Genomic DNA, 26,312 nt, shown 5'->3' on the forward strand with positions numbered 1-26,312 from the left:
GACAGCGCCGCCGAGGCAGCGGGCGTGCGCGCATGCGTGACGGCTGAAACCTGAAAGGTAAGCGTCGCGCGCGACAGGAATATAACGCGTATCGTAGTCTACATGTCCAATTTGTTGGGTTCGTCGCCGAACGGTTTATGATGGGCTGTTTACTGCACGTTACAGTTAGCGTTTCGTAAGTCAAATCGATAGAAACAGCGGTACATGTGCCTCTTTTTTCGCTATTGCGCGGGCACTCAATGTGGTAACAATGGCGTGGTAGTCATGCGTGCGTCGCTGATCAGATCAGGTGCGTACGCAACTTTTTTCTGTCGACGCGACGTTTTTCAATCGTCACATTGACCGGCGCAATCCTCCCAAGCCGGCAGACGCAGAACGGGGAAATATCATGCAAGTCGGTTCTATTGTCCGATCCGTTCATATCGCTGTGCCCGCGGGCGCACGCGGGATCGTCATGCGCATTCTGGGCGACATGGCCATGGTGGCGTGGTACGCCGGTGAGCCCGGCAGCACGCAGCAGCTCAACACGGAACCCTTTTTCCTTGAAGACCTGATCGATACGGGCGAACTCGTGCGTCCGGCGGGCGCGCCGCTGCACTAAAACGCGGCGCGGTTTTCAGCGGTCGGTTCTCACGCGCGCATGCTGCGCTGCAAACGCTCGTCTTTGACGGCGGCACGGCGCACAATGCGGGCATGAACGAAGACACTCAGGACCTGGGAGACGGCGCCGCCGTCCCCTTCGCCCGGCTCACGCCGGAACGCGTGCTTGACGCGATTGACAGCGTGCTGGCAAGCGCCGGCTTGCGCACCGACGGGCGCATGTTGCCGCTCAACAGCTATGAGAACCGCGTCTACCAGATCGGCGTTGAAGACAGCGCGCCTATCGTCGCGAAGTTCTATCGGCCAGCGCGCTGGTCGGATGCGGCCATTCTCGAAGAGCACGCCTTCGTGGCAGAACTCGCCGCACGCGAGATTCCCGCGGTGCCGGCACGCGCCTTCGCAGGCCGCACGCTGCACGCGTTCGACGGATTCCGCTTGGCGCTTTTCGAACGGCGCGGCGGCCGCGCGCCCGAACTCGAACAGCGCGACACGCTGGAATGGCTCGGGCGCTTTATCGGGCGCATCCACGCAGTGGGCCAAACGCAACGCTACACGGAGCGGCCGACGCTCGACATCGGCACGTTCGGCTACGAGTCGCGCGATTTTCTTCTAGCGCAAAACTTTGTGCCCGGCGATCTGCGCGAAGCGTGGCTCACGGTCGTGAATCTTGCGCTTGAAGGCGTCGAGCGCGCGTTCGAGCGCGCAGGCGATATCGCAGCGTTGCGCATGCACGGCGATTGCCATCCGAGCAACGTGCTATGGACCGATGGAGGTCCGCATTTCGTCGATTTCGACGACAGCCGTATGGGGCCCGCGGTGCAGGATTTGTGGCTGCTGCTGCCGGGCGAACGCGGCGATGCTTCGCGCGCGTTGACCGATTTGCTGGCCGGTTACGAAGACTTCTGCGACTTCGAGCCGCGCGAACTGCATCTGATCGAGGCCCTTCGCACGCTGCGGCTCATTCACTATTCGGCGTGGCTCGCGCGGCGTTGGGACGACCCCGCGTTTCCGGTTGCGTTTCCGTGGTTCAATACCCAGCGCTATTGGGAAGACCGCATTCTCGAGCTGCGCGAACAGATCGGCGCGATGCAGGAAGGGCCGCTGTGGCCGGTTTGATGATGGTTTGAGCGGCTGGCTCGAGCGATGGGTTTGTGCGTGGCTTTTGTCGGCTTTTGCCTGGCGGGAGGGCCCGCTCAAGGCGTTTCAGCGATGACTCTCTGCACGCGGCGCGCCGCACTGCTCGCCGCACTTCCGCTTTCTCCCGCGCGCGCCATACCCGGCAGCGTCGATTTGACGATCACCTGGGCGCGCACGTCGCGCCCGATTGTCTCGATGCCCGCGCGCATCTGCGCAAATTCATCGGGGGAGCACACTTCGCTGCTGAAACGCGTGTTGCCGTCGCGCGTCAGCGTCACGACGTTGCTGTTCGGATCGTACTGATACGTCGAGCGGAAATCGATAAAACGGTCTTCGGCCTGCGCGGCTTCAGGCATATCGAGCACGCGGAAATTCGCAGGCAGCACGATACGCGCGCGCTCGTGCAGTTCGACGTTGCGGCAGACAAACGGCTGTGTGCGCTGCCGCTCGCCGAGCCAGTAACGTACATCCGACTGGAAGCCGCCGACAAAGCTCGTGAGGGCAGGAATCGATGCGGCCGCGCCCGGCAGCACGAAATCGTCGAGCGTGCCTTTCATCGTGACGATCAGCGGACCGGCGGAAGCATCGAGCGCGTTCGTCGAAAGCGTCGCGCTGCCGGTCAGACTGGCCGCGCGCAGTTCGCCCTGAATCGCTTCTTCGCGCTGCGCGGGCGTTTGCAGCCTCAGCATCGTGCGGCCCTGCTCGGCGGCCCAGCCCGTTGCCTGCAAACGGTAGACGAAGTGAGCCGAGCCGTCCGGCGCGACGGTGATCGTGAGATCGCTCGTGCGCGCCATCGATGCGGTGGCCGGTGTATGGCCGAGCACGCCTTGGTCGACGAGAACGGTGGGCCGGTCCATGTCGGTTGACGGCAGATAGCCGAATTCGACGTTCGGCGCGGTGGAATCCGCATACAGCTGTAAATCGGGCAGATATGTGATGACGTGATTCAACACGCCGTAACCCGGCACCGACGGCAATGAATAGACCGTGCCGCTGCTGATCAAGGCGGGTTCGTTGCGGATGCCGACGGCGTCGAGCAGCGCGCCGTAAAGCGCGACATGGTCTTTACAGTCGCCGTAGCGCAACGCGAGGATCTCGGCCGCGCGATGCGGCACGACGGCGCCGCGCCCGACATTCACCGCAACGTAGCGGATGTTCTTGCGTACCCAGTCGTAAAGCGTTTTCGCTTTCTCTCGCGGCGTGCGGTCCGCTTCGGTCAACGTGCCCGCGAGACGGACGATCGCCGGGTCCGACCCGCTCGGGTCGACTGCCGATGTCTTATACGTCGCCGCAAAGGCTGCGTAGTCGCGATACGTCGACACCATCAGCCGGTCGCCATAGCTCACGTACGAGATCGAACCGTATTCGAGGCGCCCGAAGCGCGCCTTGTCGTAGCGGAACTCGTAGCGCGTGCGGCCATTCTGCGAGACGGGCGGCGCGGCGGTGAAGCCGCGCGCGTCGGCATAAAGCGGCATCTCGGCGGGCAAATCGTAAATGAGGCGGAAGTGGTGAGTCGGTGCGAGGTCGGGCGGCGTGAAATCGCTGAAATAGCCGGGCACGATCGGAACCTGCTGTGTTTTCCGGTACTTCAAATGAATGCGCGCGCCCGGTTCCACCGCGGGAAAAACAATGACCTTTTCGAGGATGTCCTGGAACATCGGCGCGTCGAATGAACGCGCTTCCTGCACGTCGCGAATTTCGCCAGGCTGCACGTCGTGCCGCACGCCGTCGACGCCCGTTGTGTACGCCTCGAGCACATCGACCTTCGCCATATTGCGATTGAACCAGATGTAGTGCTGCGCCACGCGCGCGACGCCGGCCTCGGTATTCACGCGCAACGTCATCTCGTCGAGCTTCGTGAACGAGCCATCTGCGTTGACGGTGAAAGTTTGTGTTTCCTGCTCGTTGACGTACGGTTCGGCAGGATGAGCCGGGCTGACGGTAGCACTCGGGGTGGGGTCGTTTGCGATGACCGGGACGTCATTCGCCGCAGCGCCGGCAGCACTGACGTGGCCGGACCAGAACGCAGCCGCGATAAAGACGGGCACAAGAGAACGCATGAGGTCGGGCACGCGCGATGTCGGGTTGAGCGTTAAGGTGCGTTTTGCACAGGCGGGTTTTGCACAGGACTTTTACGCAGGACTTCACACTTAAAAGGCCCACAAATGTGTTGTCAAGCGGAGACCGCACGCAGTGAGCCAAGCAGGTGCGGCGTTCGATGCCCTGCGTTAAGCGATGCATGCCGTTGTGCCATGCAAGCGGCGTGCATCGCGCTATGTGCTACGCCTCGCTTTCCACCACCTCGAAGTTGGTGATCTTCACGTCGCCTTCGGGAAAGACCGCGATGATCTCCAGTTCTCCGCCGAGGCCACGAATATGGTCGCGCAACGTGGAGATATACGTGTCCGCACGCTGCTCGAACTTCGCAATGCTCGGCTGCTTCACGTGCAGCACAAGGGCGAGGTCTTCCTGAGACATGCCGCGCGCCCGGCGCAGTTCATGCAGCGCCATTTCCGTCATCAGACGGCGCGCTTTGTCTTCGGAGCGCGCGCGCGAGTCGGGCGACATTTTCGCCCGCAGTTCAGCAAACTTCTTGACCATATTCGGTTTCCTCCTGTTTCAATTGCTCGGTATGCTCGTCATATAGCGTCCCTGCGCGCGGGACATTCCGCTGATACCAGCGGTCGTCCCCGCCCTTGTTGCCACCGAGCAGCAAGACGGCGGTGCGCGACGGGTCGAACGCATACAGCACCCGGTACGTCTGCCCTTCGTGCTGGATGCGCAACTCGCGCATGTGGCCGCAACGCGAGCCGTTGATATGGCTCGAATGCGGATGACGTAAATACGGGCCGTATTCTTCAAGCAGCCGCACCGATGCCGCGACCGACTCCTGTTCTGCTTCGTTCAACACTTCCCACCAGCCGCCGAAAGCGCTGGTGTATTCGACGTCCCAGTTCATAAGCAATATAACCTCCAAAGAATATTCCGTCAATGGAATAAATTGTCGGAATGTCAGTGCGCGACAACACCGCGACACAGAGGCTCATGCTAGGGAGATCGGGACAAAAGCGGCAGTCAGCCAAATGGCTAACGCTGAGGAACGCAGAAGGAATGGGAAGGGACGCGAAGGGACGCGAAGGGACGCGAAGGAACGGCGAGCGGCGCGCGGCGGCCGCTCGCGGGGCAATCAATCACACGCGCTACGCGTGCCGATCGCTGACTTCGTCAGGAATGCCGCAGACCGTGCCCGCATTGGCGGCGATCTCGCGCGCGGCCTTCGCGCCTTCGACCTGCAGCAGTGTGGGCAGCGACACGCCGTTTTTCGCCGCCGTCACTTCCGCGAGAATCGACACCGCGATCTCAGGCGGCGTGCGGCTGCCGATATAGATACCAACGGGCCCGTGCAGGCGCGCAAGCTCTGTGTCGGTCAGATCGAATTCCTTCAGGCGTTCGCGACGCGCCGCATTGTTGCGGCGCGACCCCAGCGCGCCGACGTAGAACGCCGGCGTCTTCAGCGCTTCCATCAGCGCGAGGTCGTCAAGCTTCGGATCATGCGTGAGCGCGATGACCGCGCAGCGCTCGTCGAGCTTCATCTCGAGCACCGTGTCGTCGGGCATCGTGCGCACGATTTTCGTGCCGGGCAGATTCCACTCGTCGGTGTACTCTTCGCGCGGATCGCAGACGGTGACCTGATAGTCGAGGCCGACCGCGATATTGCAGAGATACCGCGAGAGCTGCCCGGCGCCGATCACGAGCATGCGATAACGCGGGCCGTGGATGGTGAGCAGGCGCCGTTCGTTGAAGTCGACGCCATCGGTGGCTTGCGCGGCACCATAGCGAACCGCGCCGCTCGCCATATCCAGCGTACGCGCCACGAGCTTGCCGTCTTCCACAGATCGGCACAGTTCGGCGATGCCGCTTGCCTTGCTGAGCGGTTCGAGCACAAGCTGGATCGTGCCGCCGCACGGCAGGCCGAAACGGTGCGCCTCTTCGGCGCTGATGCCGTATTTCACCGCTTCCGGGTGGGTTTGTTCGATGCCGCGCTTGCGTACGCGGTCGATCAGATCGTCTTCGATGCAGCCGCCCGAGACCGAGCCGACCACGAGCCCATCGTCGCGCACCGCGAGCATCGCGCCTTCGGGCCTGGGCGACGAGCCCCAGGTCCGCACGACGGTGACCAGTAACGCACGGTGACCTTCGTCGAGCCAGCGTGCACTGGATTTCAGGACTTCGAGATCCACGCTGTCCATGATTTCTTCCTCTTCGGTTCGGCGCCTTCGGTGGTGGATTCCGTTGCGCCGGTCTGTTCTGTCTGGTTGTCAGCCGCGGGCGGGGCGCCTTCGTCGCCGGCCGCGTCTTCGCTGCCGCCCGTCACCTGCGCGCTGAAGCGCTTGAAAAACTCGCCCGCGATCTTGCGCGCGGCGCCATCGACGAGCCGCGAACCGATCTGCGCAAGCTTGCCGCCGACCTGCGCGCTCGCCGTGTACGAGAGCGTGGTGGCGTCGTCCCCGTCCGGTTCGAGCGTCACCTGCGCGTTGCCCTTGCCGAAGCCCGCTGCGCCGCCCTGGCCTTCAAACACAATCGTATACGTATGCGGCGCGTCGATGTCGGTCAGCAGCATACGCCCTTTGAAGCGCGCCTTAACAGGGCCGACCGATGCGCTCATCGACAGCGCGTACGCATTCTCGCCGTCCGCGTCGATGCTTTCGCAGCCCGGTATCGAGGCGCGCAGAACGTCGGTGTCGTTCAGCGCTTCCCACGCGCGCTGTTGCGAAACGGGAAGCTTATAGCTTTCGGTCAGTTCCATCGTGTGTCTCCTGCTGGCATCGGGGAGCGGGCGGCGTTGGGCGCAGCCGCCGGGGGCGCCGGCCGTGGTGCACGAGCCGGCTGCGACGTGTGCGCGAGTTGCGCGAGATCGCGGGCGAATGCACTGAGGCTGTCGAGATTATGGACCGGCCGGTGCGCGTCCACATGCGGCAGGATCGCCTGTACGCCGCGCGCTCTCGGCGCGAATTCGCTGTAGCGCAGCAACGGATTGAGCCAGACGATACGGTGCGCGAAACGCCGCAGGCGGACCATTTCGGCGGCGAGCAGATCGATCGCTTCGTGATCGAGGCCATCGGTGACGAGCAGCACGGTTGCCCTGCCGGTCAGCACGCGCCGTGCCCAGCGCCGGTTGAATTCGGCGAGCGCCGCGCCGATGCGCGTGCCGCCGGACCAGTCGACCACCTGCTCCGCGAGGGCCGCGATCGCCACGTCCGGATCGCGCTCGCGCAGCGCGCGCGTCGCATTCGTCAGACGCGTGCCGAACAGGAACACCTGCAGCCGCTCGCGCGATTGCAGCAGCGCATGGCAGAAGTACAGCACCGCGCGCGAATAGCTGCTCATCGAGCCGGAGATATCGAGCAGCAAGACGAGCGGCGGTTTGCGTTCGACGGCCGCGCGGTATTTCCAGACCGTCCAGTCGCCGCCCGCGCGCACCGCATGGCGCGCGCTCGCGCGCAGGTCCGCATGCGTGCCGCGCGAGGCGGCTTTCAGGCGGCGCGTCGGCTCCATCGCGAGCGGCAGGCGGTGGCTGCGGATGACATGGCGCAGCGTGCGCCATTCGTCGGCGGTGAGCGTATCGAAGTCGCGGTGGCGCAGCCGTTCTTCGGCGCTGAAGGTGACGTGCGCATGCAGTTCGTGCTGCTCCATTCGCGGCGCGCGGGGCGCGTTGCGCGTGGCCGGCGGACGGGCGGCGAGCGCATCGGCGAGGCGGTTGTTGCGTTTGGGCGGCGGGATCGTGTTGCCCACTTTCGGCAGCAGCAGCGCGCGCATTTTGCCGGCCCAGTCGGGGTCGCGCCAGAAGAGCTCGAAGGCCGCGTCGAACAGTTCGCGTTCGTCGGGCGCGCGCACGAGAAGCGCGGCGAGCGCGGCGTGCGCGTCATCGCGGCGCGCGAGGCCGACGCAGTGCAACGCGTCGAGTGCGTCGACTGCTTGCGCCGGCGACATCGGCAGGCCGGCCGCGCGCAACAGCCGCACGAAGTGCACCACATTGCGCGCAAGGGTCGGGAAAGCGTGCGGCGTCGCGTCTGTATCCGGCGGCGTATCCATCTTCGGTCACTCCGCCGCGGCGATGCACGCGGCGATCTGCTGCGCATCCATGCGCGCGAGATCGTCCTGATACTTGAGCAGCACGCCCAACGTATCCTGCACCGATTGCGGATCGAGCTCGGTCACGCTGAGCGCGTTGAGCGCGCGGCACCAGTCGATCGTTTCGGCGATGCCCGGCGCCTTGAACAGATCCATCCCGCGCAGCTGATGCACGAAGCCGACCGCATGCCGCTGCAACGCCGCGCTCGTCTCGGGTGCGCGCGCGGCGACGATCGCGAGCTCGCGCTCGCGTTCCGGATAGCCGATCCATTGATACAAACAGCGCCGCTTCAACGCATCGTGCACTTCGCGCGTGCGGTTCGACGTCATCACGACGAGCGGCCGCTGCTGGGCGCGCACGGTGCCGTACTCGGGAATCGACACCTGAAAGTCGGACAGCAGTTCGAGCAGGAACGCTTCGAACGGCTCGTCGGCGCGGTCGATTTCATCGATCAGCAGCACGCGGCGCGCGCCCGGATTTTGTTCATCGGGCATCAACGCCTGCAGCAGCGGACGTTTGAGCAGAAACTCGCTGCGATAGAGCGTGTCGTTGCCGGGCGTCTCGCCGGACGCTTCCGCGACGCGCAGCGCCATGATTTGCCGCGGATAGTCCCACTCGTACAGCGCGCTTGCCGTATCGAGTCCTTCGTAGCACTGCAGCCGCAGCAGCGAGGTGCCGAGCATGCCGGCCGCGGCCTTCGCGAGCTCGGTTTTGCCGACACCGGGCTCGCCTTCGACGAAGAGCGGCCGCTCCATCCGCAGCGCGAGAAAGAGCGCGGTCGCAAGCTCGCGGCTGGCGAAGTAGTCCTGTTCGGTCAGTTGCGCGAGCGTGTCGTCGATGGAGGCGGGTTGCATGCCGCGTCGATCCGCTGCTAGGCCTTCGCGCGCTCGACCGCGCGCGCCGCGAGGATCGGAATCAGATGGGCACGATATTCCGCGCTCGCGTGCAGATCCGTATTGAGACCGTCGGCCGAAACCGTCACGGCGCGGGCGGCCGCCGGCGAGAAGTCGGCCGATAGCGCCTGTTCGAGCTCGGGCACACGGAACACCGACGGCGCCGCGCCTGTCACCGCGACGCGCACGCCGCCCGCCTGCTTCGCGACGAACACGCCGACGAGCGCGAAATGCGACGCGGGATTCCTGAACTTCTCGTACGCGGCGCGCTCCGCAAGCGGAAACTCGACCGACACGATCAGCTCGTCCGGTGCGAGCGCGGTCTCGTACATGCCGACGAAAAAGTCGTCGGCCGCGATCCGGCGGCGGTCGGTGACCACCGTCGCGCCAAGGCCCAGCACGCCGGCGGGATAGCACGCGGCCGGATCGTCGTTCGCCAGCGAGCCGCCGATCGTGCCGAGCGCGCGCACCTGACGATCGCCGATATGCGCGGCGAGATCGGCGAGTGCGGGCAGCACGCGGCGCACGTCGGCATTTGCCGCGACGTCTGCGTGGCAGACCGCGGCGCCGATCGACAGCGCCTTGCCGTCCGCGCGAATCTGCTTGAGCTCGGGAATGCGCGTGACGTCGATGAGCTTCGAAGGCTGCGCGAGGCGCAGACGCATCGTCGGCAGCAGGCTCTGGCCGCCGGCCAGGAATTTCGCTTCGCCGTCCGCGGCGAGCGCCGATACTGCGGCCTTCGGATCGGCCGCACGTTGATAGTCGAACGTGTACATGTGGGCTCCTCCGCTCAGGCCTGTCCGGATGACGTAGATTGCGACGTAGATTGCGACGTGGATTGCGATGCCCCCGCGGCGCGCATCGCCGACCAGATCCGATGCGGTGTGGCCGGCATCTGCAGGTCGGTGACGCCAAGCGGCGCGAGCGCGTCGACGATCGCATTGATCACCGCGGGCGGCGAACCGATCGCACCGGCCTCGCCGCAGCCTTTCACGCCGAGCGGATTGTGCGTGCACGGTGTGCCCTTGGCCGTTTCGACCGTGAAGGCCGGCAGATCCGACGCATGCGGCATCGCGTAGTCCATGTACGAGCCCGACAGCAACTGGCCGCTCTCGTTGTCGTACACGCAACGCTCGAGCATCGCCTGGCCGATCCCCTGGCCCAGCCCGCCATGCACCTGCCCTTCGACGATCATCGGGTTGATCACATTGCCGAAGTCGTCGACGGCGGTAAAGTGTTCGATGCGCGTCTCGCCCGTGTCGACGTCGACTTCGACTTCGCAGATATACGCGCCGGCCGGATACGTGAAGTTGGTCGGATCGTAGAACGCGCTTTCGTCGAGGCCCGGTTCGAGCTTGTCGAGCGGATAGTTGTGCGGCACGTAAGCGGCGAGCGACACGTCGGTGAAGGTTTTCGTCCGGTCGGTGCCGGCGACGCGGAACGTGCCGTCCTTGAACTCGATATCGTCCGGCGACGCTTCGAGCAGATGCGCGGCGATCTTCTTCGCTTTCGCTTCGATCTTGTCGAGCGCCTTCACGATCGCCGAGCCGCCGACCGCGATCGAGCGCGAGCCGTACGTGCCCATGCCGAACGGAATGCGTCCGGTGTCGCCGTGCACGATCTCGACGTTTTCGATCGGTACGCCGAGCCGGTCCGCCACGACTTGCGCGAAGGTCGTCTCGTGGCCCTGGCCGTGGCTGTGCGAACCCGTGAACACGGTGACCGAGCCGGTCGGATGCACGCGGATTTCGCCGGCTTCGAAGAGGCCGGCGCGCGCGCCGAGCGCGCCCGCGACATTCGATGGCGCGAGTCCGCATGCTTCGATGTAGCACGAGTAGCCCAGGCCGCGCCGCTTGCCCTTCTGCTCCGACGCCTGTCTACGCGCGGCGAATCCTTCGACGTCGGCGATCTCCATGGCGCGCGCGAGAATCGTTTCGTAGTCGCCAGTATCGTACGTGAGGCCGACCGGCGTGGCGTACGGGAACGAATGGATGAAGTTGCGGCGGCGCAGTTCGGCCGGGTGAAGGTTCAATTCGCGCGCCGCGGTCTCGACGAGACGCTCGACCACGTAGGTCGCTTCGGGGCGCCCGGCGCCGCGATACGCATCGACGGGCACCGTGTTCGTGAAGACCGCTTTGACTTCCGCGTAGATCGCGGGCGTCGCGTATTGGCCGGCGAGCAGCGTCGCGTACAGCACGGTCGGCACGCTCGACGCGAACGTCGACAGATATGCGCCCATATTCGCGATCGTATGGACGCGCATCGCGAGGAACTTGCCGTCCTTGTCGATCGCGAGTTCGGCCTTCGTCACGTGGTCGCGGCCGTGCGCATCGCAGAGGAAGGATTCGGAGCGCTCGGCGGTCCATTTGACGGGGCGCCGCACCTTCCTTGACGCCCATGTCACGGCGACATCTTCGGGGTACAGGAAGATCTTCGAGCCGAACCCGCCGCCTACGTCCGGTGCGATCACGCGCACTTTCGATTCGGGGAGCGCGAGCACGAACGCGGCCATCAGCAGCCGTTCGACGTGCGGATTCTGGTTCGAGACATAGACCGTGTAGCTGTCGTCGTGGGGCGACCAGGCGGCGTTTGCGGCGCGCGGCTCGATCGCATTCGGTATGAGCCGGTTGTTGACGATGTCGAGTGTCGTCACATGCGCGGCGTTGGCGAATGCGGCGTCGGTCGCGGCCTTGTCGCCGTGGCCCCACGTGAAGCATGTGTTGTCGGGCACTTCGTCGTGCACGGCAGGCTGACCGGCGTCGGCGGCATGCGCGGTATCGACGGTCGCAGGCAGCTCGTCGTAGTCGACTTCGATCAGTTCGAGCGCATTCTTCGCCGCGTTGACCGAATCGGCGATCACGAGCGCAACCTGGTCGCCGACGTGCCGCACCTTCGTATGCGCGATCACCGGATGCGGCGGCTCATGCATCGGCGTGCCATCGATACTGTGGATCAGCCAGCCGCACGGCAGCCCGCCGACGTTGTCCGCCGCGAGGTCCGCGCCGGTGAAGATCGCGACCACGCCCGGCGATTGCTTCGCCGCGGTCGTGTCGATGCTCTTGATGCGCGCGTGCGCGTGCGGCGAGCGTAGAAACACCGCGTACGACTGGCGAGGCAGCACCACGTCGTCCGTATACTGGCCGGTGCCGGTGAGGAAACGGGCGTCTTCCTTGCGTTTGACGGAAGCGCCAATGATGCGATGGGTTTCGGGTGCGTTCATGGGTTGGGCTCCTCGGGCGTCGATCAGGCGGTGACCTTCGCGGCGGTCTGGCTTTGCGCTGGCGTGGAAGCCAAACCCGAACCCGCGCCCGAGCGCATCGCAGCCGCGCCCTCCACGATCGCCTTGACGATGTTGTGATAGCCCGTGCAGCGGCACAGGTTGCCGTCGAGTTGCGCGCGTACGTCCGCTTCGGTGGGCTGCGGATGGGTCGCGACCAGCGCCGCCGCGCTCATCACCATGCCGGGCGTGCAGAAGCCGCACTGGAGCCCGTGGCACTCCTTGAACGCGGCTTGCATCGGATGCAGCTCGCCGTTCGCGGATAGTCCTTCGATCGTGGTGATTTCCGCGCTATCGGCCTGCACCGCGAGCATGTTGCACGACTTGATCGCGCGCCCGTTCAGATGAATCGTGCATGCGCCGCACTGTGCGGTATCGCAGCCGATATGCGTGCCGGTCAGCCGCAGCTGATCGCGCAAAAATTGAACAAGCAGGGTATTGGGCTCGACGTTCGCGGTGACGGGCGCGCCGTTCACCGTCAGACTGATGCTGATCGCCATGAACTTGTCTCCTTCGCTCTTGCGGGGATAGAGACCGGCTCGGGCCCACTTTCACTACCTACCGCCTGCCTGCTGTGAGGGTCCGGCTCGGTTGGTGCTGTTGGTGATTTGTGCCGGACAGTAAAGCACAAATCGGCGGGGGCGGCTATCGGGGGAAATCGTCGCGGCAGCGCCGGAAGCGGGATTAAGGCGGGATTCAAGCGGGATTCAAGCGGGATTCAAGCGGGATTCAAGCGGGATTCAAGCGCGCCGCTTGCAGCGGGACGCGCCGTTCGAAATGGGATGGAATTGGACTGAAAGAGCCGGACACGCGCGCTGCTTTCATGCGCGCCCTTGCGTGATCAGTGCGGATGCACACCATGCGCGAGCTTCGAGCGCCGGCGCGAGTAACCGAAATAGATCGCCATGCCGAGCGCGAGCCAGACAACGAACGCGACCCACGTGACGCCCGCGAGATTCACCATCAGGAATACGCACGATGCGACCGCGAGCACCGGCACGACAGGCACGCCGGGGCAGCGGAACGCGCGCGCCAGTTCGGGATGCGTGCGGCGCAGGATCAGCACCGCGATCGACACCATCGAGAACGCGGCGAGCGTGCCGATGTTGATCAGCTCGGCGAGCACGTCGAGCGGCACGAGCGCGCCGATCAGGCCGAAGAAGATACCGCATAGCCAGGTCGTGAGGAACGGCGTCGCGAAGCGCGGATGCACGCGCGACAACGCGGCGGGCAGCAGGCCGTCGCGCGACATCGCGAAGATCACGCGTGTCTGGCCGTATGCCATCACGAGAATCACCGTCAGCATGCCGAGTACGGCGCCGAGATCGATCAGGCCGGCCACCCAGGTCTGACCCGCCACCTGCAACGCATACGAAACCGGATGCGAGGTATGCGCGAACTGTGCGTACGGCACGATGCCGGTCACGATCGCGGCGACCGCGATATAGAGCACCGCGCAAACGACGAGCGACGCGATGATGCCGATCGGCAGATCGCGCTTTGGATTCTTGACTTCCTCGGCTGCCGACGAGACCGAATCGAAGCCGATAAACGCAAAGAACATCACGGCGGCCGCGCCGAACACGCCCGACCAGCCGTTCGGCATGAACGGCTGCCAGTTCGCCGGCGTCACGTGAAATACGCCGACCGCAATCACGAGCAGCACGACGATCACCTTGATCGCAACCATCAGATTATTGATGCGCGTCGATTCGCGCACGCCGATCGACAGCAGCGTCGTGATGGCCATCATCACGAGGAAGGCGGGCAGGTTGAAAAACGTGGTGTGGCCCGGCAATGCGCCGGGCGCGGCGGTCAGCGCAACGGGCAGCGAAATGCCGAAACCCGAGAGCAACGATTGCAGATAACCGGACCAGCCGACCGATACCGCCGACGTCGCCAGCCCGTATTCGAGCATCAGGTCCCAGCCGATGATCCACGCGGCAAGCTCGCCGAGCGTCGCGTACGAGTAGGTGTAAATCGAGCCGGCGACGGGAATGGTCGACGCGAACTCCGCATACGCGAGCGCCGCGAAGCCGCACGCGATGGCGGCGATAACAAACGAAATGGTGAGCGCCGGGCCGGCCTGAACCGCGCCGGTGCCGGTAAGAACGAAAATGCCGGTGCCGATGATGGCGCCGACGCCGAGAAACGTCAGATCGAGCGCGCCGAGCGCCTTCTTGAGGCCGGCGGCTTGCGCGCCGGCGATCATGTGTTCGACGTTTTTCTTTCGGAATACGGACATTGCCAGAAGGTCTCAAAAGCGGCATGCGTGCGTTGCATGCCGGGTGCAGGAAACCTTCAATTTTAGCCGATCCCCGAGGGGCGACTTTGGCGGGTGCTGGATGCAGCTTCTTGCGAATCAGGCCGTCATAGCCGGATTCAGATCGACGAGCCGGTTCGTCATCACGTAGAACGTGAGTTCCGCGTTATTGCGCAGCTTCATCTTTTCGAGGAGCCGCGTGCGGTACACGCTGACCGTCTTCACCGACAGCGACAGCGCGAGCGCGATATCGGTGAGCCGCTTGCCCGACGCGAGCATGCAAAGCGTCTGGTACTCGCGGTCCGACAGCTTTTCATGCGGCATCTGTTCGCCGTCGAACGATACGTAGTTCGCGAGCGCCTCGGCCATCGCCGGGCTCACGTATTTGCGGCCGGCCGCGACCTGCTGGATTGCGGTGATCATCTGCGCGGCGTCGACGGTTTTCGACAGATAGCCGGCCGCGCCCGCCTTGAGCGCGCGCACCGCGTACTGGTCTTCGCGATACATCGAGAACATCAGCACCGGCACGCGCGGCACTTTGCGCTTGAGGCGCTTGAGCACTTCGACGCCGTTCAGGTCCGGCAACGAGATATCGAGCAGGATCACGTCGTACGCGTGCCGGCCCGCTGCCATCAGCGCTTCGGCGCCGGTCTGGGCTTCCGCCACTTCGTTGGCGACGCCGCGGTCGAGCAGCAACTGGCGCACGCCCTGGCGAACCACGGCGTGATCTTCGGCGAGGAGGATGCGCAGGTTCATCGTGCTTGTCGGCTATCGGGTCATGAGCGCGCGGCGTGGCGCCGCGCGTCGGGTTGGTTGGTAGCCAGCAACGCGCGCCACGCAAATCGCGCGTGCAGCGCGGTGCCGGGCAGCGCACCGCGCGCGTGTTTCTTGGGTTTCTTCGGCCGCAAGGGGGTGGCGATGACAAATTCGCCGTCGAATGCTTCGCAGCGCGCGCGCATCCCGGACAGGCCGAAGCGACGCTCGCGCCGGTTTGCTGCGAGGTTCGACGTGAGCTTGCCGGCGGCCCGCGAGAGGCCGATGCCGTCGTCGGCGACGACGAGAATCAGGTGCTCGGCGTCGGTCTCGATGCGTACATCGGCGCCCGACGCGCGGGCGTGCTTCGCGACGTTGTTCAAGGCCTCCTGCGCGACGCGGAACACCGCGAGCGCGGCGTCGCCTGGCAGGCGCGTCAAACGTGCGTCGGCGGCGCAGACGAAGCTCGTGCGCAGGCCGGTGCGGGCCGCGAAACTGCCGGTCCATTGCGATAGCGCGTGCACGATACCGCTTTCGAGCGACGGCGCATGGAGTTCGTCGATTGCATGGCGCGTCGCGTCGGACACCGCGTCAAGCGAGCGGCCCGCGACGGCGAGCGCGGCCGTGCATTGCGGCGGCGCATCGGTCGGCAACCACGTTTGGACGTTGGCGAGCGCGAAGCGCGCTCCAGTCAGCTCGGCGCCGGTGCTATCGTGCAATTCCTGCGCAAGATGGCGGCGCACGGCTTCCTGCGCATGCACGACCTCGGCTGCGAGTTCGCGTACGCGTTCGCGCAGGCGTGCGATCTCGGCGTGTTCGGCGTGTGCGCCGATCGGTACCACGGTCGACGTATCCATTGCGCCCCTGTCAGAAAGTTGCGTGGCCGGCAAACCGGCTGTGCGTCGACAGCGCAATCATGGAAAAACGCATGCGAACCCTTGGCCTCCCAGACGTGTCCGCCGCAGTCGACGCCTTGACGGACAATCGCTACGCGAAGGCGTAACGAAATTTACATTCGGTAACAACCCGGCGACACCTTGAACCTTGGGCCGCGTAGGGGGTACTGCGCCGCGATGATATCCTAAAAAAAGAAAATAATGCAGGTAGAGCAAGGCTCGGCGCGTAAAATTCACCTATTGGACGCGCCTTTTTCTGTCCTGGTTTGTAGGAAAAATGCTTACGCGCCGCAGACGTTTCTGTGTGTCAATTTGTAACGTTTGGCCTGGCCTCTCGATGCGCACGGGCATCGCGCGCATTCGCTCCCTGCGGACCGAAAGGATGTTGAAGGTTGAATGAAAGTGAGATCGTAGAGGCAAAAAAAGACCGGGATATGTCCCGGTCTTGTTGTTTTTACGCCGATTGCGCGGCGCAATGCCGCGGCCGACGCGGCCGATCAGCAGCCAATCGGCATTGGCATTAGCCGACGAAGGCCTTTTCGATCACGTAGTGACCCGGCGAGTTGTTGCTGCCTTCTTCGAAGCCCATGCTGTCGAGCAGTTCGCGCGTGTCGCGCAGCATGTGCGGGCTGCCGCACAGCATGATGCGATCGTTCTCTTTCGAGAAATGCGGCAGGTCGAGGTCCGCGAACAGCTTCTGCGTTTCGATGAGTTCGGTGATGCGGCCGCGATTCTGGAACGCTTCGCGCGTGACCGTCGGGTAGTAGACGAGCTTGTCGCGGATCAGTTCGCCGATGTGCTCGTGCGCCGGCAGGTGGTCCGTGATGTATTCCTTGTACGCGAGTTCGTCGACGAAACGGCATGTATGCGTGAGCACGACGCGCTCGTAGCGGTCGTACACGTCCGGGTCTTTGATGATGGACATGAAGGGCGCGAGGCCCGTGCCCGTCGACAGCAGCCACAGCGTTTTGCCGGGCAGCAGGTTGTCGGCCACGAGCGTACCGGTCGGCTTCTTGCCGATCAGCACCTGGTCGCCCACCTTCAGATGCTGCAGCCGCGACGTGAGCGGGCCGTCCTGCACCTTGATGCTGAGGAATTCGAGGTTCTCTTCGTAGTTCGCGCTCGCCATGCTGTAGGCGCGGATCAGCGGCTTGCCGTCGACCTCGAGGCCGACCATCGTGAATTGGCCATTCTCGAAACGAAACGACGCGTCGCGCGTGCAGGTGAAGCTGAAAAGCGTATCGGTCCAGTGGTGGACGCTCAGGACGGTTTGTGAATTCAGGTTGCTCATGGCTTCTTTGGATGAGGCGAAAACAAGGGCGGCCTCGATGACGGCTGGGGGGCCGGCACGGCGATGCGCCATTCCTGACACGACCCTAACGAGGCATACCGCGCGGAAAAAAATGCTGCGGAATCCGCTATTTTACCGCGATACCGGTTCGCGGACCGGTGGACGCGCGCGGGCTTGCCGCGGCCGCCCGAATCTGGCCGCAGCATTTGCCTGCAGCTTCGATGCTGCAATCGCGTGGGCGCTGTTCTGCGTTGAGGCGACGGCGACGCCATGACGCGCAAAGCGCAGCAATCGATGCGCGGGATGGCCAACCAGAGACCGGCGATGATACCGAAACGCGGCACGCATCGCAGCATTGACCCTGCTCGCGAAGCTGGAACCCGGATCCGGTGCGGCGCAGTTTTTACCACGCCGCGCGCGACCGTTTTTCGTCTAGCGCTCCGCGGCGATCTTTGCGCCAAGGCCGATCAGCGCCGCACCGCATAGCGCATCGATCGGCCGGCGCAGCTTGCGGTAGCCGCGCTGCGTGCGCTCGGTCGCGAACATCAAGGCGACGCTGCCGTACCAGCTGGCCGACATCAGCGAGATCGTCGCAAGCACGATGCCGCAGAACCACAGCGGCGCGTGCGTCGGCATCATGGTCGCGAATACGCTGGTCCAGAAGGCGCACGACTTCGGATTCGTCAGGCTCGTGACGAGCCCGCGGCGCCACGCACGCAAGTGAGCGCCAGCATCGTCCGCGGGCGGCGGCCCATCCGCTCGCGCCGAAGCGGTTACGCCGGTGTCGCCCGTCGCGCGGCTCATATCGATCGCGCCGATTGCGCCATTCCCGTGTTTCGCGCCCACCGTGCGCTTCATGCCCGAGCGCAGCAGCTTGAACCCGAAATAGATCAGATACAGCGCGCCGGCGACGCGAATTCCGTTGTAAACCCAATCGATTTGCTGCAGCACCGCGGCGAGGCCGAGCATCGCGAGCATTGCCCAGACCGTCGAGCCCATGCCGACGCCCAGCGCCGATGCCGCGCCCAGACGCCGCCTGCCCGCGAGCGACAACTGCGTGATCATAAAAAAGTTCGGACCCGGGCTCACCAGGGCGACGAGATAGACGGCCGCGATCTGCAGCAGGACCGGAAGGCAGGAATGGCCTTGCATCTATTCGACTCGCAGACGCGCCATATAAGGCAAATGATCGGAGAGCCACGCGGTTTCCTGCGCCGGCTGGATCCATTCGATCGGCTTCATGCCGCGCACGAACATCTTGTCGAGCGCGAGCGCCGGCGAAAACGCGGGAAACGTTCGTCCCGATTCGCCGAGCAAGGTGGCGACCTCGCTCATCCCGAGTTCGGCGAAGAGCGGCACCGAATCGTTGCGCCAGTCGTTGAAGTCGCCGGCGAGCACAAGCGGGCCTTCGGCCGCTTCCTTGGCGATCCAGTGCGCGATCCAGTTCATCTGACGCAGGCGCGCCTGGCGCGTGAGCGCAAGGTGCGCGCACAACAGGGTGACCGAGTGGCCCGCGAAGGTTGCGCGCGCGACGAGCAGGCCGCGCCGTTCGAAACGGTGCGCGGAAATGTCCCAGCGTCCGCCGAGATCGAGCGGATGCGGCGACAGGATCGCATTGCCGTGACGCCACGACGGTTTGAACACGTTGGTTCCAAGCGCGATCTGCAATTCGAGCGCGCGCGCGATTTCAGTCGCCTGGCAATGCCAGATATCGTCGGTGGGTTCGCCCAGGGGCGCGCCGAAATTGCTCGCGAGCACCGGCGCCGGCATCCTCCGCGCCATTGCTTCCTGCAGAAAGTAGGCGTCGGCGTGCGTCGACTGCACCCAGCGCTGCATCGCCTGCCATGCCTGAAAGCCAAGCGGCGAGCGGCCTTTGTGCAGGTTCCAGCTCACCGCGATGAAGTCGCGGTTCGGTTCGTCGCGCAGCGCGATGTCCGGTCCGGGCGCATTGCGCTCCAGGTTGTCGAGGCCGGAACCGTTCTGCCGCGCGGGGTCGCGTATCAGTTCTTCGGGGTTTCGCATTCCGCGTTGTCCACTTTGTTCATTGCTGTGCCGGGCTGCCGGCGATGCTCGCGCGTACGCGATAGACGAGCTGCGGGTCTTTGTCGACGAGCGTCCAGGCAGTCCAGTCGCTGCCTGTCGCCTTGAGGCCCGGGTGACTCGCACTCACCTGACGCGGCTGCGGCGGGATCTTGCATCCCGATGCCGAGGTGCGCTGCGTGGTCGTGTCTTCGAGCGTTTCCTGCGCGTCGATCGCAAGCGTCGCGCCACTCGCGTCCGCCGCGATCGGCGAGACGGTTAGCGTGCGCTGCAGATCGATATCGCCAGCCGGCTGATCCTTGCAGCCGACGCTGTGCTGCACGACATGATGGTGCGTATCCGTGCGCGCCTGGCCGACTGTCGTCGTGCCTTCGAATGCATCGATTTGCTGCCCGTTCTGCATGACCTGCAACTGCCATTGCACGACCGGCGCGCTTGTGGCGGGCTGCTGCGCAAAAGCAATCAGGGGCATGCAGACCCATACGGCGGCGATGCGGGTTTTCCACATGAATGGGGTCTCCGGAATCGTTGCGGCCGCGCTTTGTCCGACAGCCGATCATCTTACGCCTGATGGCGGGAACCTCTCTGACCCCCGATCCGCGGCCAGGGTTCAGCAACAATATCCTGCAAATTGTGACGTAGTCCCGCGCGTTCAAGCGGTATTAGCAGCAACCCCGCGCCGCTGCTGGCTTGCAAGCCCGTCGCACATCGTTACACTGAAATCGGGACGGCGCCGGCGGGCGCCGTGCGCACAACGAGCAAGATCCACGAGCAACATTTGCACAACGGGGTGAGCGATGACAACGGCGATGGTCAAACAGGAGATCGCGGTAGCGTCCTTCAGCAAGGTGTACGACCTCGAGCAGGTCGAAACCGCGCTCAACGATCTGAACGACAGCGCGAACGAAGCCCTGCGCGCAACTTACGAAAAAATGCTGAAGATCGGCAACCTGCGCTTTTGCGTGAAGCCGAACCGCATGCCGTCGATCGACGATCTGATCGGCACCTTGCCGAACTTCGCCGAACCGCTCGACGATGTACGCAAGCAGGTCGCGCTGTGCATCGAAACCGACGACCGGCTCGAACTGATGCCGATCCTGCTGCTCGGCGATCCGGGCATCGGCAAGACGCATTTCGCGAAGCAACTCGCGCGCATGCTCGGCACGTCTTATCACTATGTTGCGATGGGCGCGCTGACGGCCGGGTGGATTCTGTCCGGCGCCTCGTCGCAATGGAAAAACGCGAAGCCGGGCAAGGTGTTCGATGCGCTCGTGCACGGCAGCTACGCCAACCCGGTGATCGCCGTCGACGAAATCGACAAGGCGAGCGGCGATTCGCAATACGATCCGCTCGGCGCGCTCTATGCGCTGCTCGAGCACGATACCGCGCAGAGCTTTATCGACGAGTTCGCGGAGGTTCCGATCAACGCGGGGCATGTGATCTGGATTGCGACCGCAAACGACGCGCGCGCGATTCCGGAGCCGATTCTGAACCGGATGAACGTGTACGAAATTCCGGCGCCCGATTGCGCCGGCGCACGACGTATCGCGCAATCGATCTACGACGAGATACGCGGCGCACACGGCTGGGGTCAGCGCTTTCCCGCGTGTCTTGCCGATGCGGCGCTCGAGCAATTGCAGCGCGCGTCGCCGCGCGAGATGCGGCGCGCGATTCTGAACGGCTTCGGCGCCGCGCGCATTGACGGACGTGACGAGATCGAAGCGGGCGACATCCGGCTCGATCATCGGACACGGCGCAAGCCGATCGGCTTTCGGGACCGCGGTTGACGCGAATGCATGGCGAAGCGTCGATCGTAAAAGCGAACGCCGGTGCGGCGGGAAGCGGCGCGCGCCGGGCGGGCAGCGAGTGAGTTATGCGTGACCCCGGTTAATTCCGTTTATTGACGTGTGAACCGCGATAGCAAAGCGATTCGCGCTGACGCCGCCCCTTCGCCATCGACGAAAAAGGGCAAGCGCGCGTTCGCGCAAACGATTGCCGTTGATGTTCGTGCGTCGGACACCTGCAGGAGCGCGAAGCGCAAATCATCGGATTGGTCGGCTAAACCACACATGCGGGGCGTTGACGGCGTACACTCCGTCAACGCTGGTGTAGTGTGATAGTGCGTTGAAGATCGCCATGCCCGCAGCCGTATCCGGCTTCGGGCTTTTGCGTCTCTGGAGCCGTCGTACAATTTTGCCGTGACCGTACGCGATCTTCATCTTCACCGGGTGGACGAGGCAAAACGCGGCGCATGAATGGCCGCGTCAACGAATATGGATCAAATCGAATGTGTGGTGATCGGCGCCGGCGCGATCGGTCTCGCCGTCGCGCGCGCGCTTGCCGCGCGCGGGCGCGAGGTGATCGTGCTCGAAGCGGCCGAGGCGATTGGCGTCGGAACGAGCTCGCGCAATAGCGAGGTCATTCACGCGGGCATCTACTATCCGCGCGGCTCGCAAAAAGCCGCGCTGTGCGTGCGCGGCCGCGAGCTTCTCTATGAATACTGCGCGGCGCGGGGCGTGCCGCATCAGCGCTGCGGCAAGCTGCTCGTCGCGACCGCGCGCAACCAGATTCCGCAACTCGAAAGCATCCTCGCGCGCGGCCGGGAAAACGGCGTGCTCGACCTCATGCGTATCAGCGGCGCCGAAGCGCAGGAACTCGAGCCCGCGCTCGAATGCGTCGATGCCGTGTTCTCGCCGCAGACGGGCATCGTCGATAGCCATCAATTGATGCTCGCGTTCCAGGGCGATGCCGAGCGCGATGGCGCCGTGATCGCGTTTCATGCGCCGGTCGAATCAATCGAGGCATCGAGCGGACGCTTTATCGTCACGGTCGGCGGCGCGGCGCCGACGACGATCGGCGCGGCCTGCGTGATCAACAGCGCGGGCCTCTACGCGAATGCGCTGGCGCGGAAGATTCGCGGCCTGAATCCGCGTTATGTACCGCCGCTTTATTTCGCGCGCGGCAACTACTTCAGCATGTCGGGGCGTGCGCCCTTCAGCCGGCTCATCTACCCGATGCCGAACGACGCGGGCCTCGGCGTGCATCTGACGATCGACCTCGGCGGCCAGGCGCGTTTCGGCCCGGACGTCGAATGGGTCGATTCGGTCAACTACGATGTCGACCCGCGCCGCGCCGATTCGTTTTACGCGGCGATTCGCGCGTACTGGCCGGCGTTGCCCGATCACGCCTTGCAACCCGCGTATGCGGGCATACGGCCCAAGCTGTCCGGCCCCGGCGAGCCTGCCGCCGATTTCCTCATTCAGGGCGCGGCCGCGCATGGCGTGCGCGGGCTCGTGAATCTGTTCGGCATAGAGTCGCCGGGGCTCACCGCATCGCTCGCGATTGCGCAGCGCGTCTGCGAACTGGCCGGGCGCGCCTAGCAAGGCTCGCGTGTCTGCGTCCATCTGTCGCAGGCACGCGCGACACCGGTGTCTATCTTCCGCTCGCACGCCGCTACACATCTGCGGCTGCGCGTTTGCCCGCATGTGCCGCTGCGTGTTCCGCGCCATGGAATCCGCGCTGTCGACAGGCTTATGACGGACATTCGAGCCTCCCATGCGCCCGCTTCATTGCTATGCTTGGATACCGCTGTCGACAAGAACGGCGGACCAGTCCTGGATCAAGGATCAAGACATAACGGAGCGAGTCCCCATGAAATCATCCCGTCGTACGTTTCTGATTACGAGTATCGGTGCCGTGTCGGCGCTCGCGTTGTCGCGCGAGGCGCTGGCCGACGCGCCGAAGGTCGCTGAAAGCGACCCGACCGCCCAGGCGCTTGGCTACAAGGCGGATGCGTCGCAAGTCGACAAGGCCAAATACGCGAAATACGCAGCCGGCGAAGACTGCGGCAACTGCAGCTTCTACCAGGGCAAGCCGACCGACGCGTTCGCGCCGTGCCCGATGTTCGCGGGCAAGCAGGTCGCGGCAAAAGGCTGGTGCAGCGCATACAACAAGAAGGCTTGAGCGTCGGCAGCAGCGCGCCTCATGCGGTGAGCGCCGACGCCGGCGCTTGCGAGACGGTTACCGGCTTACCGGCCAATATCCGAAAAAACGTCCGTTGCGTACCGCGCGACGGACGTTTTTTTGCTTGAAAGCGCATGAAGCGCTCTTTACACTCGCGTCCAAACTTCAAACATGCAGGCCGGAGAGTCTCGATGGCACCAGCATCCACAAAGCTCAATGCCCGGGCGGTCACGGCTGCCGTCATCGGCAACGCGCTCGAGTGGTACGACTTCACCGTGTTCGGCCTTCTGACGGTGGTCATCGCCGAGCTTTTCTTCCCGACCAGCAACGACTATTCGTCGATCCTGCTCACGACCGCGAGCTTCGGCGTCGCATTCTGCATGCGGCCGGTCGGTGGCATCGTGCTCGGGCTCCATGCGGACCGCGCGGGCCGGAAAGCCGCGCTCTCCACCGTGATCGCCTTGATGACGCTCGGCATTCTGCTGCTCGCGATCGCGCCGCCTTATTCGGCGATCGGCATTGGCGCGCCGATAATGATCGTGGTCGGACGCTTGCTGCAGGGCTTCTCCGCGGGCGGTGAATTCGGCAGCTCGACAGCGTTGCTGATCGAGGCCGCGCCGTTTTCGAAGCGCGGCTTCTACGGCAGCTGGCAGATGTCGAGTCAGGCGGCCGCGCTGCTGCTCGGCGCCGTGGTCGGCTCAGCGGTGACGCGCGGGCTGCCGCATGATGCGCTGATTTCGTGGGGCTGGCGTGTGCCGTTCATACTCGGCCTCGTGATCGGGCCGATCGGCTTTTATATCCGCCGTCACCTCGCCGATTCAGAAGCGTTTTTGCACGCGAAGCAGTACGCGCGGCGCGCAACGCTCGGCGAACTGTTCACGCATCACAGCCGCGATGTGATCTGCGGGCTCGGCTCCGTGATCGCGCTGACGGTTACGATCTATGTGTTGATCAGCTATCTGCCGACATTCGCGGTCAAGCAACTGAAGCTGCCTTATGGCGAATCGTTCACCGCGGTGATCGTCGGCAATCTGCTGCTGATGGTGCTTGCGCCGGTGGCCGGCGCATGGTCCGACAGAATCGGACGCAAGGGTTTGTCGTTGTGGTCGCTGGTCCTCACGCTCGTGCTCATCTATCCGCTTTTCGTGTGGCTCGAAGGCGCACCGAGCGTATCGAAGCTGATTCTGGTGCAAGCGATGCTGTCCGTCACGCTGTCCGGTTACTACGGGCCGTTCGGCGCGATGATGGCCGAGCTGTTTCCGGCGAACGTGCGCTCGATCGGCCTCTCGCTTGCCTACAACGTGGCGGTCATGCTGTTCGGCGGATTCGGGCAGTTCGTCGTGACCTGGCTCATCAAGGAAACGGGTTCGCCGCTCGCACCGACGTATTACGTGATGGCCGGTCTCGCGCTGTCGATCGTCTCGGTGGCGTGCATGCCGGCCGGACGTCATGCGGACCTCGACGCGATGCGCGAGCCGGCATGACGCCAGAAGCGAGTGGTTGCGCCACGAGCTACTCGCTTGCCGGCATCAGCGGCGGACGCTTGTTGAACCATGGGCGCGCCGCTTCGAGTTGCGCGGCGAGCCGGAACAAGGTCGCTTCGCCGCCGTTGCGCGTCGCGAACTGCGTGCCGATCGGCAGTCCGCGCGCATTCCAGTAAAGCGGCACCGACATCGCGGGCTGCCCCGTCATATTGAACACTTCCGTGCATCCGGCCCACGCGAACGCTTTGTCCGACGCTTCGGCCAGCAGCCGCTTCATCAGCGCTTCGATGCGCAGCGTCGTGACGAGGCGCATCTGCATTCTCTCGAACGCGGTCGGCTGCATCTCGCCGATCTTGATCGGCGCCGACGCGAGCGTCGCGCACAACAGCACGTCGAAGCGGTTCAGCAGATCGGCGAGTTTCGCCGTCAGCTTGCGCTGTTCTTCGAGCGCGCCCGGCAACAGGCGCTCGCCGAACTTGCGGCCGATATGCGCCATCGTCCAGGTCGAGACTTCGAATTCGTCGCGCGCGGGCTTGCGCCCGGTGATGCGATCGGCGTCGAACACGACGGACTCGGCGCTGACCGAATACATCGCGAGGAACGCGCTGCGCACCGTGCCGAAGTCGATGCCGAGCGAGACCGGTTCGATCCGGTGACCGAGCGATTGCGCGAGTTGCGCGGCATCGTCGAGCGCGGCGCGCGCGTCGGCCGACAGCGTGTGCGCGAACATCGGGTCCGTCACGTAGGCGATATGCAGCGGTTTGCCGTGCGGTTCGGCAAGCGCGCCGAGGAACGTGCCCGGCGCGCCGGGCGGCACGTCCGCATGGCCAGAGGTCAGATCGAGCAGCAACGCGCTGTCGCGCACGCTGCGCGAGACGGCGTGCTCGACGCCCATGTCGCCGGGCGCCGGTTCGCCCGCGAGCGGCTGGCGGCCGCGCGACGGCTTGAGCCCGAAAAGCCCGCAGCACGATGCCGGAATGCGGATCGAGCCGCCGCCGTCGCTTGCATGCGCAAGCGGCACGATGCCGGCGGCGACCGCCGCGGCCGCGCCGCCGCTCGAACCGCCTGGCGTGTGATCGAGACTCCACGGATTGCGGCACGGCCCGAACAGTTCGGGTTCCGTATAAGGCATCAGCCCGATCTCGGGCGTATTCGTCTTGCCGAAGATATTGAGGCCGGCCGCACGCGTACGCGCAATGAGCGGCGCGTCTTCGGCAGGCACGAAGTGCCGGTAATGGCGGCTGCCGAGCGACATGCGCAGCCCGGCTACCGGTGTGAACAGGTCTTTGATCAGATAAGGAACGCCCGCGAGCGGTCCGGCGCCGAGATGATCGGGACTGCCGCCGTCGGCGCGCTCGCGCGATGCGCGGCGGCGTGCCGCATCGTAGTCCTTCAGCACGATCGCATTGATCGCGGGGTTCGCGGCTTCGGCGCGTGCAATCGCGGCGTCGATCAGCTCGCGCGCGCTGACTTCGCGCTTGTTGACGAGCTCGGCAAGGCCGATGGCGTCGTGGGCAAGATAGTCGGATTGCACGGCTTGAGCGTCTCCCGATGAGCGGCGCGCGTGGTGCGCACCGCGACG

The 26,312-nt window shown here is 64.7% G+C and carries 24 protein-coding genes; 6 read left to right on the forward strand and 18 right to left on the reverse strand.

From position 1 onward, the window contains the following. Window positions 1-388: 388 nt before the first annotated feature. Together ACYPXD_RS30440 and ACYPXD_RS30445 are read left to right on the forward strand one after the other, a co-directional pair. Window positions 389-601 (forward strand): hypothetical protein, encoded by a 213-nt coding sequence (locus ACYPXD_RS30440; RefSeq protein WP_459720951.1) that lies wholly within the window; start codon window positions 389-391, stop codon window positions 599-601. Window positions 602-693: 92 nt separating this feature from the next. Next, window positions 694-1,716 carry a serine/threonine protein kinase gene (locus ACYPXD_RS30445; RefSeq protein WP_459720627.1) on the forward strand — a complete coding sequence of 341 codons (1,023 nt, stop codon included), beginning with the start codon at window positions 694-696 and terminating at the stop codon, window positions 1,714-1,716. 77 nt (window positions 1,717-1,793) lie between these two features. Here the strand turns inward: ACYPXD_RS30445 and ACYPXD_RS30450 are convergent, their stop codons facing one another. The 17 genes from ACYPXD_RS30450 to ACYPXD_RS30530 all read right to left on the reverse strand — a co-directional run bounded on the left by ACYPXD_RS30450 (window position 1,794) and on the right by ACYPXD_RS30530 (window position 19,791). Next, entirely contained in the window at window positions 1,794-3,797 is a 2,004-nt protein-coding gene (locus ACYPXD_RS30450; RefSeq protein ID WP_459720630.1) for a DUF3857 domain-containing transglutaminase family protein, read from the reverse strand. Between the two features lie 220 nt (window positions 3,798-4,017). Next, complete coding sequence (locus ACYPXD_RS30455; protein WP_459720633.1) at window positions 4,018-4,338, reverse strand: helix-turn-helix domain-containing protein; 321 nt, start codon at window positions 4,336-4,338, stop codon at window positions 4,018-4,020. Further along, complete coding sequence (locus ACYPXD_RS30460) at window positions 4,319-4,696, reverse strand: type II toxin-antitoxin system RelE/ParE family toxin (RefSeq protein WP_459720636.1); 378 nt, start codon at window positions 4,694-4,696, stop codon at window positions 4,319-4,321. Before ACYPXD_RS30460 ends, ACYPXD_RS30455 begins: the two co-directional genes overlap by 20 nt. Before the next feature lie 241 nt (window positions 4,697-4,937). Beyond that, on the reverse strand, window positions 4,938-5,987 hold the full coding sequence (locus ACYPXD_RS30465) for an XdhC family protein (RefSeq protein ID WP_459720639.1): 1,050 nt from the start codon (window positions 5,985-5,987) through the stop codon (window positions 4,938-4,940). Further along, a complete protein-coding gene (locus ACYPXD_RS30470) occupies window positions 5,960-6,544 on the reverse strand; it encodes a CoxG family protein (RefSeq protein WP_459720642.1) in 585 nt (194 codons plus the stop codon). Before ACYPXD_RS30470 ends, ACYPXD_RS30465 begins: the two co-directional genes overlap by 28 nt. Further along, on the reverse strand, window positions 6,535-7,830 hold the full coding sequence (locus ACYPXD_RS30475) for a vWA domain-containing protein (RefSeq protein ID WP_459720645.1): 1,296 nt from the start codon (window positions 7,828-7,830) through the stop codon (window positions 6,535-6,537). The genes ACYPXD_RS30470 and ACYPXD_RS30475 overlap by 10 nt, the downstream gene beginning before the upstream one ends. A gap of 6 nt (window positions 7,831-7,836) precedes the next feature. Next, entirely contained in the window at window positions 7,837-8,724 is an 888-nt protein-coding gene (locus ACYPXD_RS30480; protein ID WP_459720648.1) for an AAA family ATPase, read from the reverse strand. A 17-nt stretch (window positions 8,725-8,741) separates the two neighbouring features. Further along, a complete protein-coding gene (locus ACYPXD_RS30485; RefSeq protein ID WP_459720651.1) occupies window positions 8,742-9,539 on the reverse strand; it encodes an FAD binding domain-containing protein in 798 nt (265 codons plus the stop codon). A gap of 14 nt (window positions 9,540-9,553) precedes the next feature. Further along, on the reverse strand, window positions 9,554-11,983 hold the full coding sequence (locus ACYPXD_RS30490; RefSeq protein ID WP_459720654.1) for a xanthine dehydrogenase family protein molybdopterin-binding subunit: 2,430 nt from the start codon (window positions 11,981-11,983) through the stop codon (window positions 9,554-9,556). Window positions 11,984-12,006: 23 nt separating this feature from the next. Beyond that, on the reverse strand, window positions 12,007-12,540 hold the full coding sequence (locus ACYPXD_RS30495; protein ID WP_459720659.1) for a (2Fe-2S)-binding protein: 534 nt from the start codon (window positions 12,538-12,540) through the stop codon (window positions 12,007-12,009). A gap of 341 nt (window positions 12,541-12,881) precedes the next feature. Beyond that, window positions 12,882-14,285: an amino acid permease gene (locus tag ACYPXD_RS30500; protein WP_459720662.1), complete on the reverse strand. Its 1,404-nt coding sequence runs from the start codon at window positions 14,283-14,285 to the stop codon at window positions 12,882-12,884. A 117-nt stretch (window positions 14,286-14,402) separates the two neighbouring features. Beyond that, the gene (gene rqpR, locus ACYPXD_RS30505; RefSeq protein WP_459720665.1) at window positions 14,403-15,059 is read right to left on the reverse strand and encodes a response regulator transcription factor RqpR; all 657 of its coding nucleotides are present in this window, start codon (window positions 15,057-15,059) and stop codon (window positions 14,403-14,405) included. A 20-nt stretch (window positions 15,060-15,079) separates the two neighbouring features. Further along, entirely contained in the window at window positions 15,080-15,913 is an 834-nt protein-coding gene (locus tag ACYPXD_RS30510) for a sensor histidine kinase (protein WP_459720668.1), read from the reverse strand. A 559-nt stretch (window positions 15,914-16,472) separates the two neighbouring features. Continuing rightward, window positions 16,473-17,243 (reverse strand): ferredoxin--NADP reductase, encoded by a 771-nt coding sequence (locus ACYPXD_RS30515; protein ID WP_075155514.1) that lies wholly within the window; start codon window positions 17,241-17,243, stop codon window positions 16,473-16,475. A gap of 432 nt (window positions 17,244-17,675) precedes the next feature. Further along, window positions 17,676-18,395, reverse strand: a complete 720-nt coding sequence (locus ACYPXD_RS30520; protein ID WP_459720673.1) for a LysE family translocator — start codon at window positions 18,393-18,395, stop codon at window positions 17,676-17,678. After that, entirely contained in the window at window positions 18,396-19,265 is an 870-nt protein-coding gene (locus ACYPXD_RS30525; RefSeq protein WP_459720677.1) for an endonuclease/exonuclease/phosphatase family protein, read from the reverse strand. Between the two features lie 19 nt (window positions 19,266-19,284). Beyond that, the gene (locus tag ACYPXD_RS30530; protein WP_459720680.1) at window positions 19,285-19,791 is read right to left on the reverse strand and encodes a hypothetical protein; all 507 of its coding nucleotides are present in this window, start codon (window positions 19,789-19,791) and stop codon (window positions 19,285-19,287) included. Between the two features lie 289 nt (window positions 19,792-20,080). Between ACYPXD_RS30530 and ACYPXD_RS30535 the strand changes: the two genes are divergently transcribed. The 4 genes from ACYPXD_RS30535 (at window position 20,081) to ACYPXD_RS30550 (ending at window position 24,730) form a co-directional block, all read left to right on the forward strand. Next, window positions 20,081-21,070, forward strand: a complete 990-nt coding sequence (locus ACYPXD_RS30535; RefSeq protein ID WP_459720683.1) for an AAA family ATPase — start codon at window positions 20,081-20,083, stop codon at window positions 21,068-21,070. Window positions 21,071-21,556: 486 nt separating this feature from the next. Then, entirely contained in the window at window positions 21,557-22,663 is a 1,107-nt protein-coding gene (locus ACYPXD_RS30540; protein WP_459720686.1) for an NAD(P)/FAD-dependent oxidoreductase, read from the forward strand. Window positions 22,664-22,934: 271 nt separating this feature from the next. Next, window positions 22,935-23,246 carry a high-potential iron-sulfur protein gene (locus ACYPXD_RS30545; RefSeq protein WP_459720689.1) on the forward strand — a complete coding sequence of 104 codons (312 nt, stop codon included), beginning with the start codon at window positions 22,935-22,937 and terminating at the stop codon, window positions 23,244-23,246. A gap of 191 nt (window positions 23,247-23,437) precedes the next feature. After that, window positions 23,438-24,730, forward strand: a complete 1,293-nt coding sequence (locus ACYPXD_RS30550) for an MFS transporter (RefSeq protein ID WP_459720692.1) — start codon at window positions 23,438-23,440, stop codon at window positions 24,728-24,730. 28 nt (window positions 24,731-24,758) lie between these two features. Here the strand turns inward: ACYPXD_RS30550 and ACYPXD_RS30555 are convergent, their stop codons facing one another. Then, window positions 24,759-26,264 (reverse strand): amidase, encoded by a 1,506-nt coding sequence (locus ACYPXD_RS30555; RefSeq protein ID WP_459720696.1) that lies wholly within the window; start codon window positions 26,262-26,264, stop codon window positions 24,759-24,761. Between the last annotated feature and the right edge of the window lie 48 nt (window positions 26,265-26,312).

The sequence above is a fragment of the Paraburkholderia sp. 2C genome, from assembly GCF_054589215.1.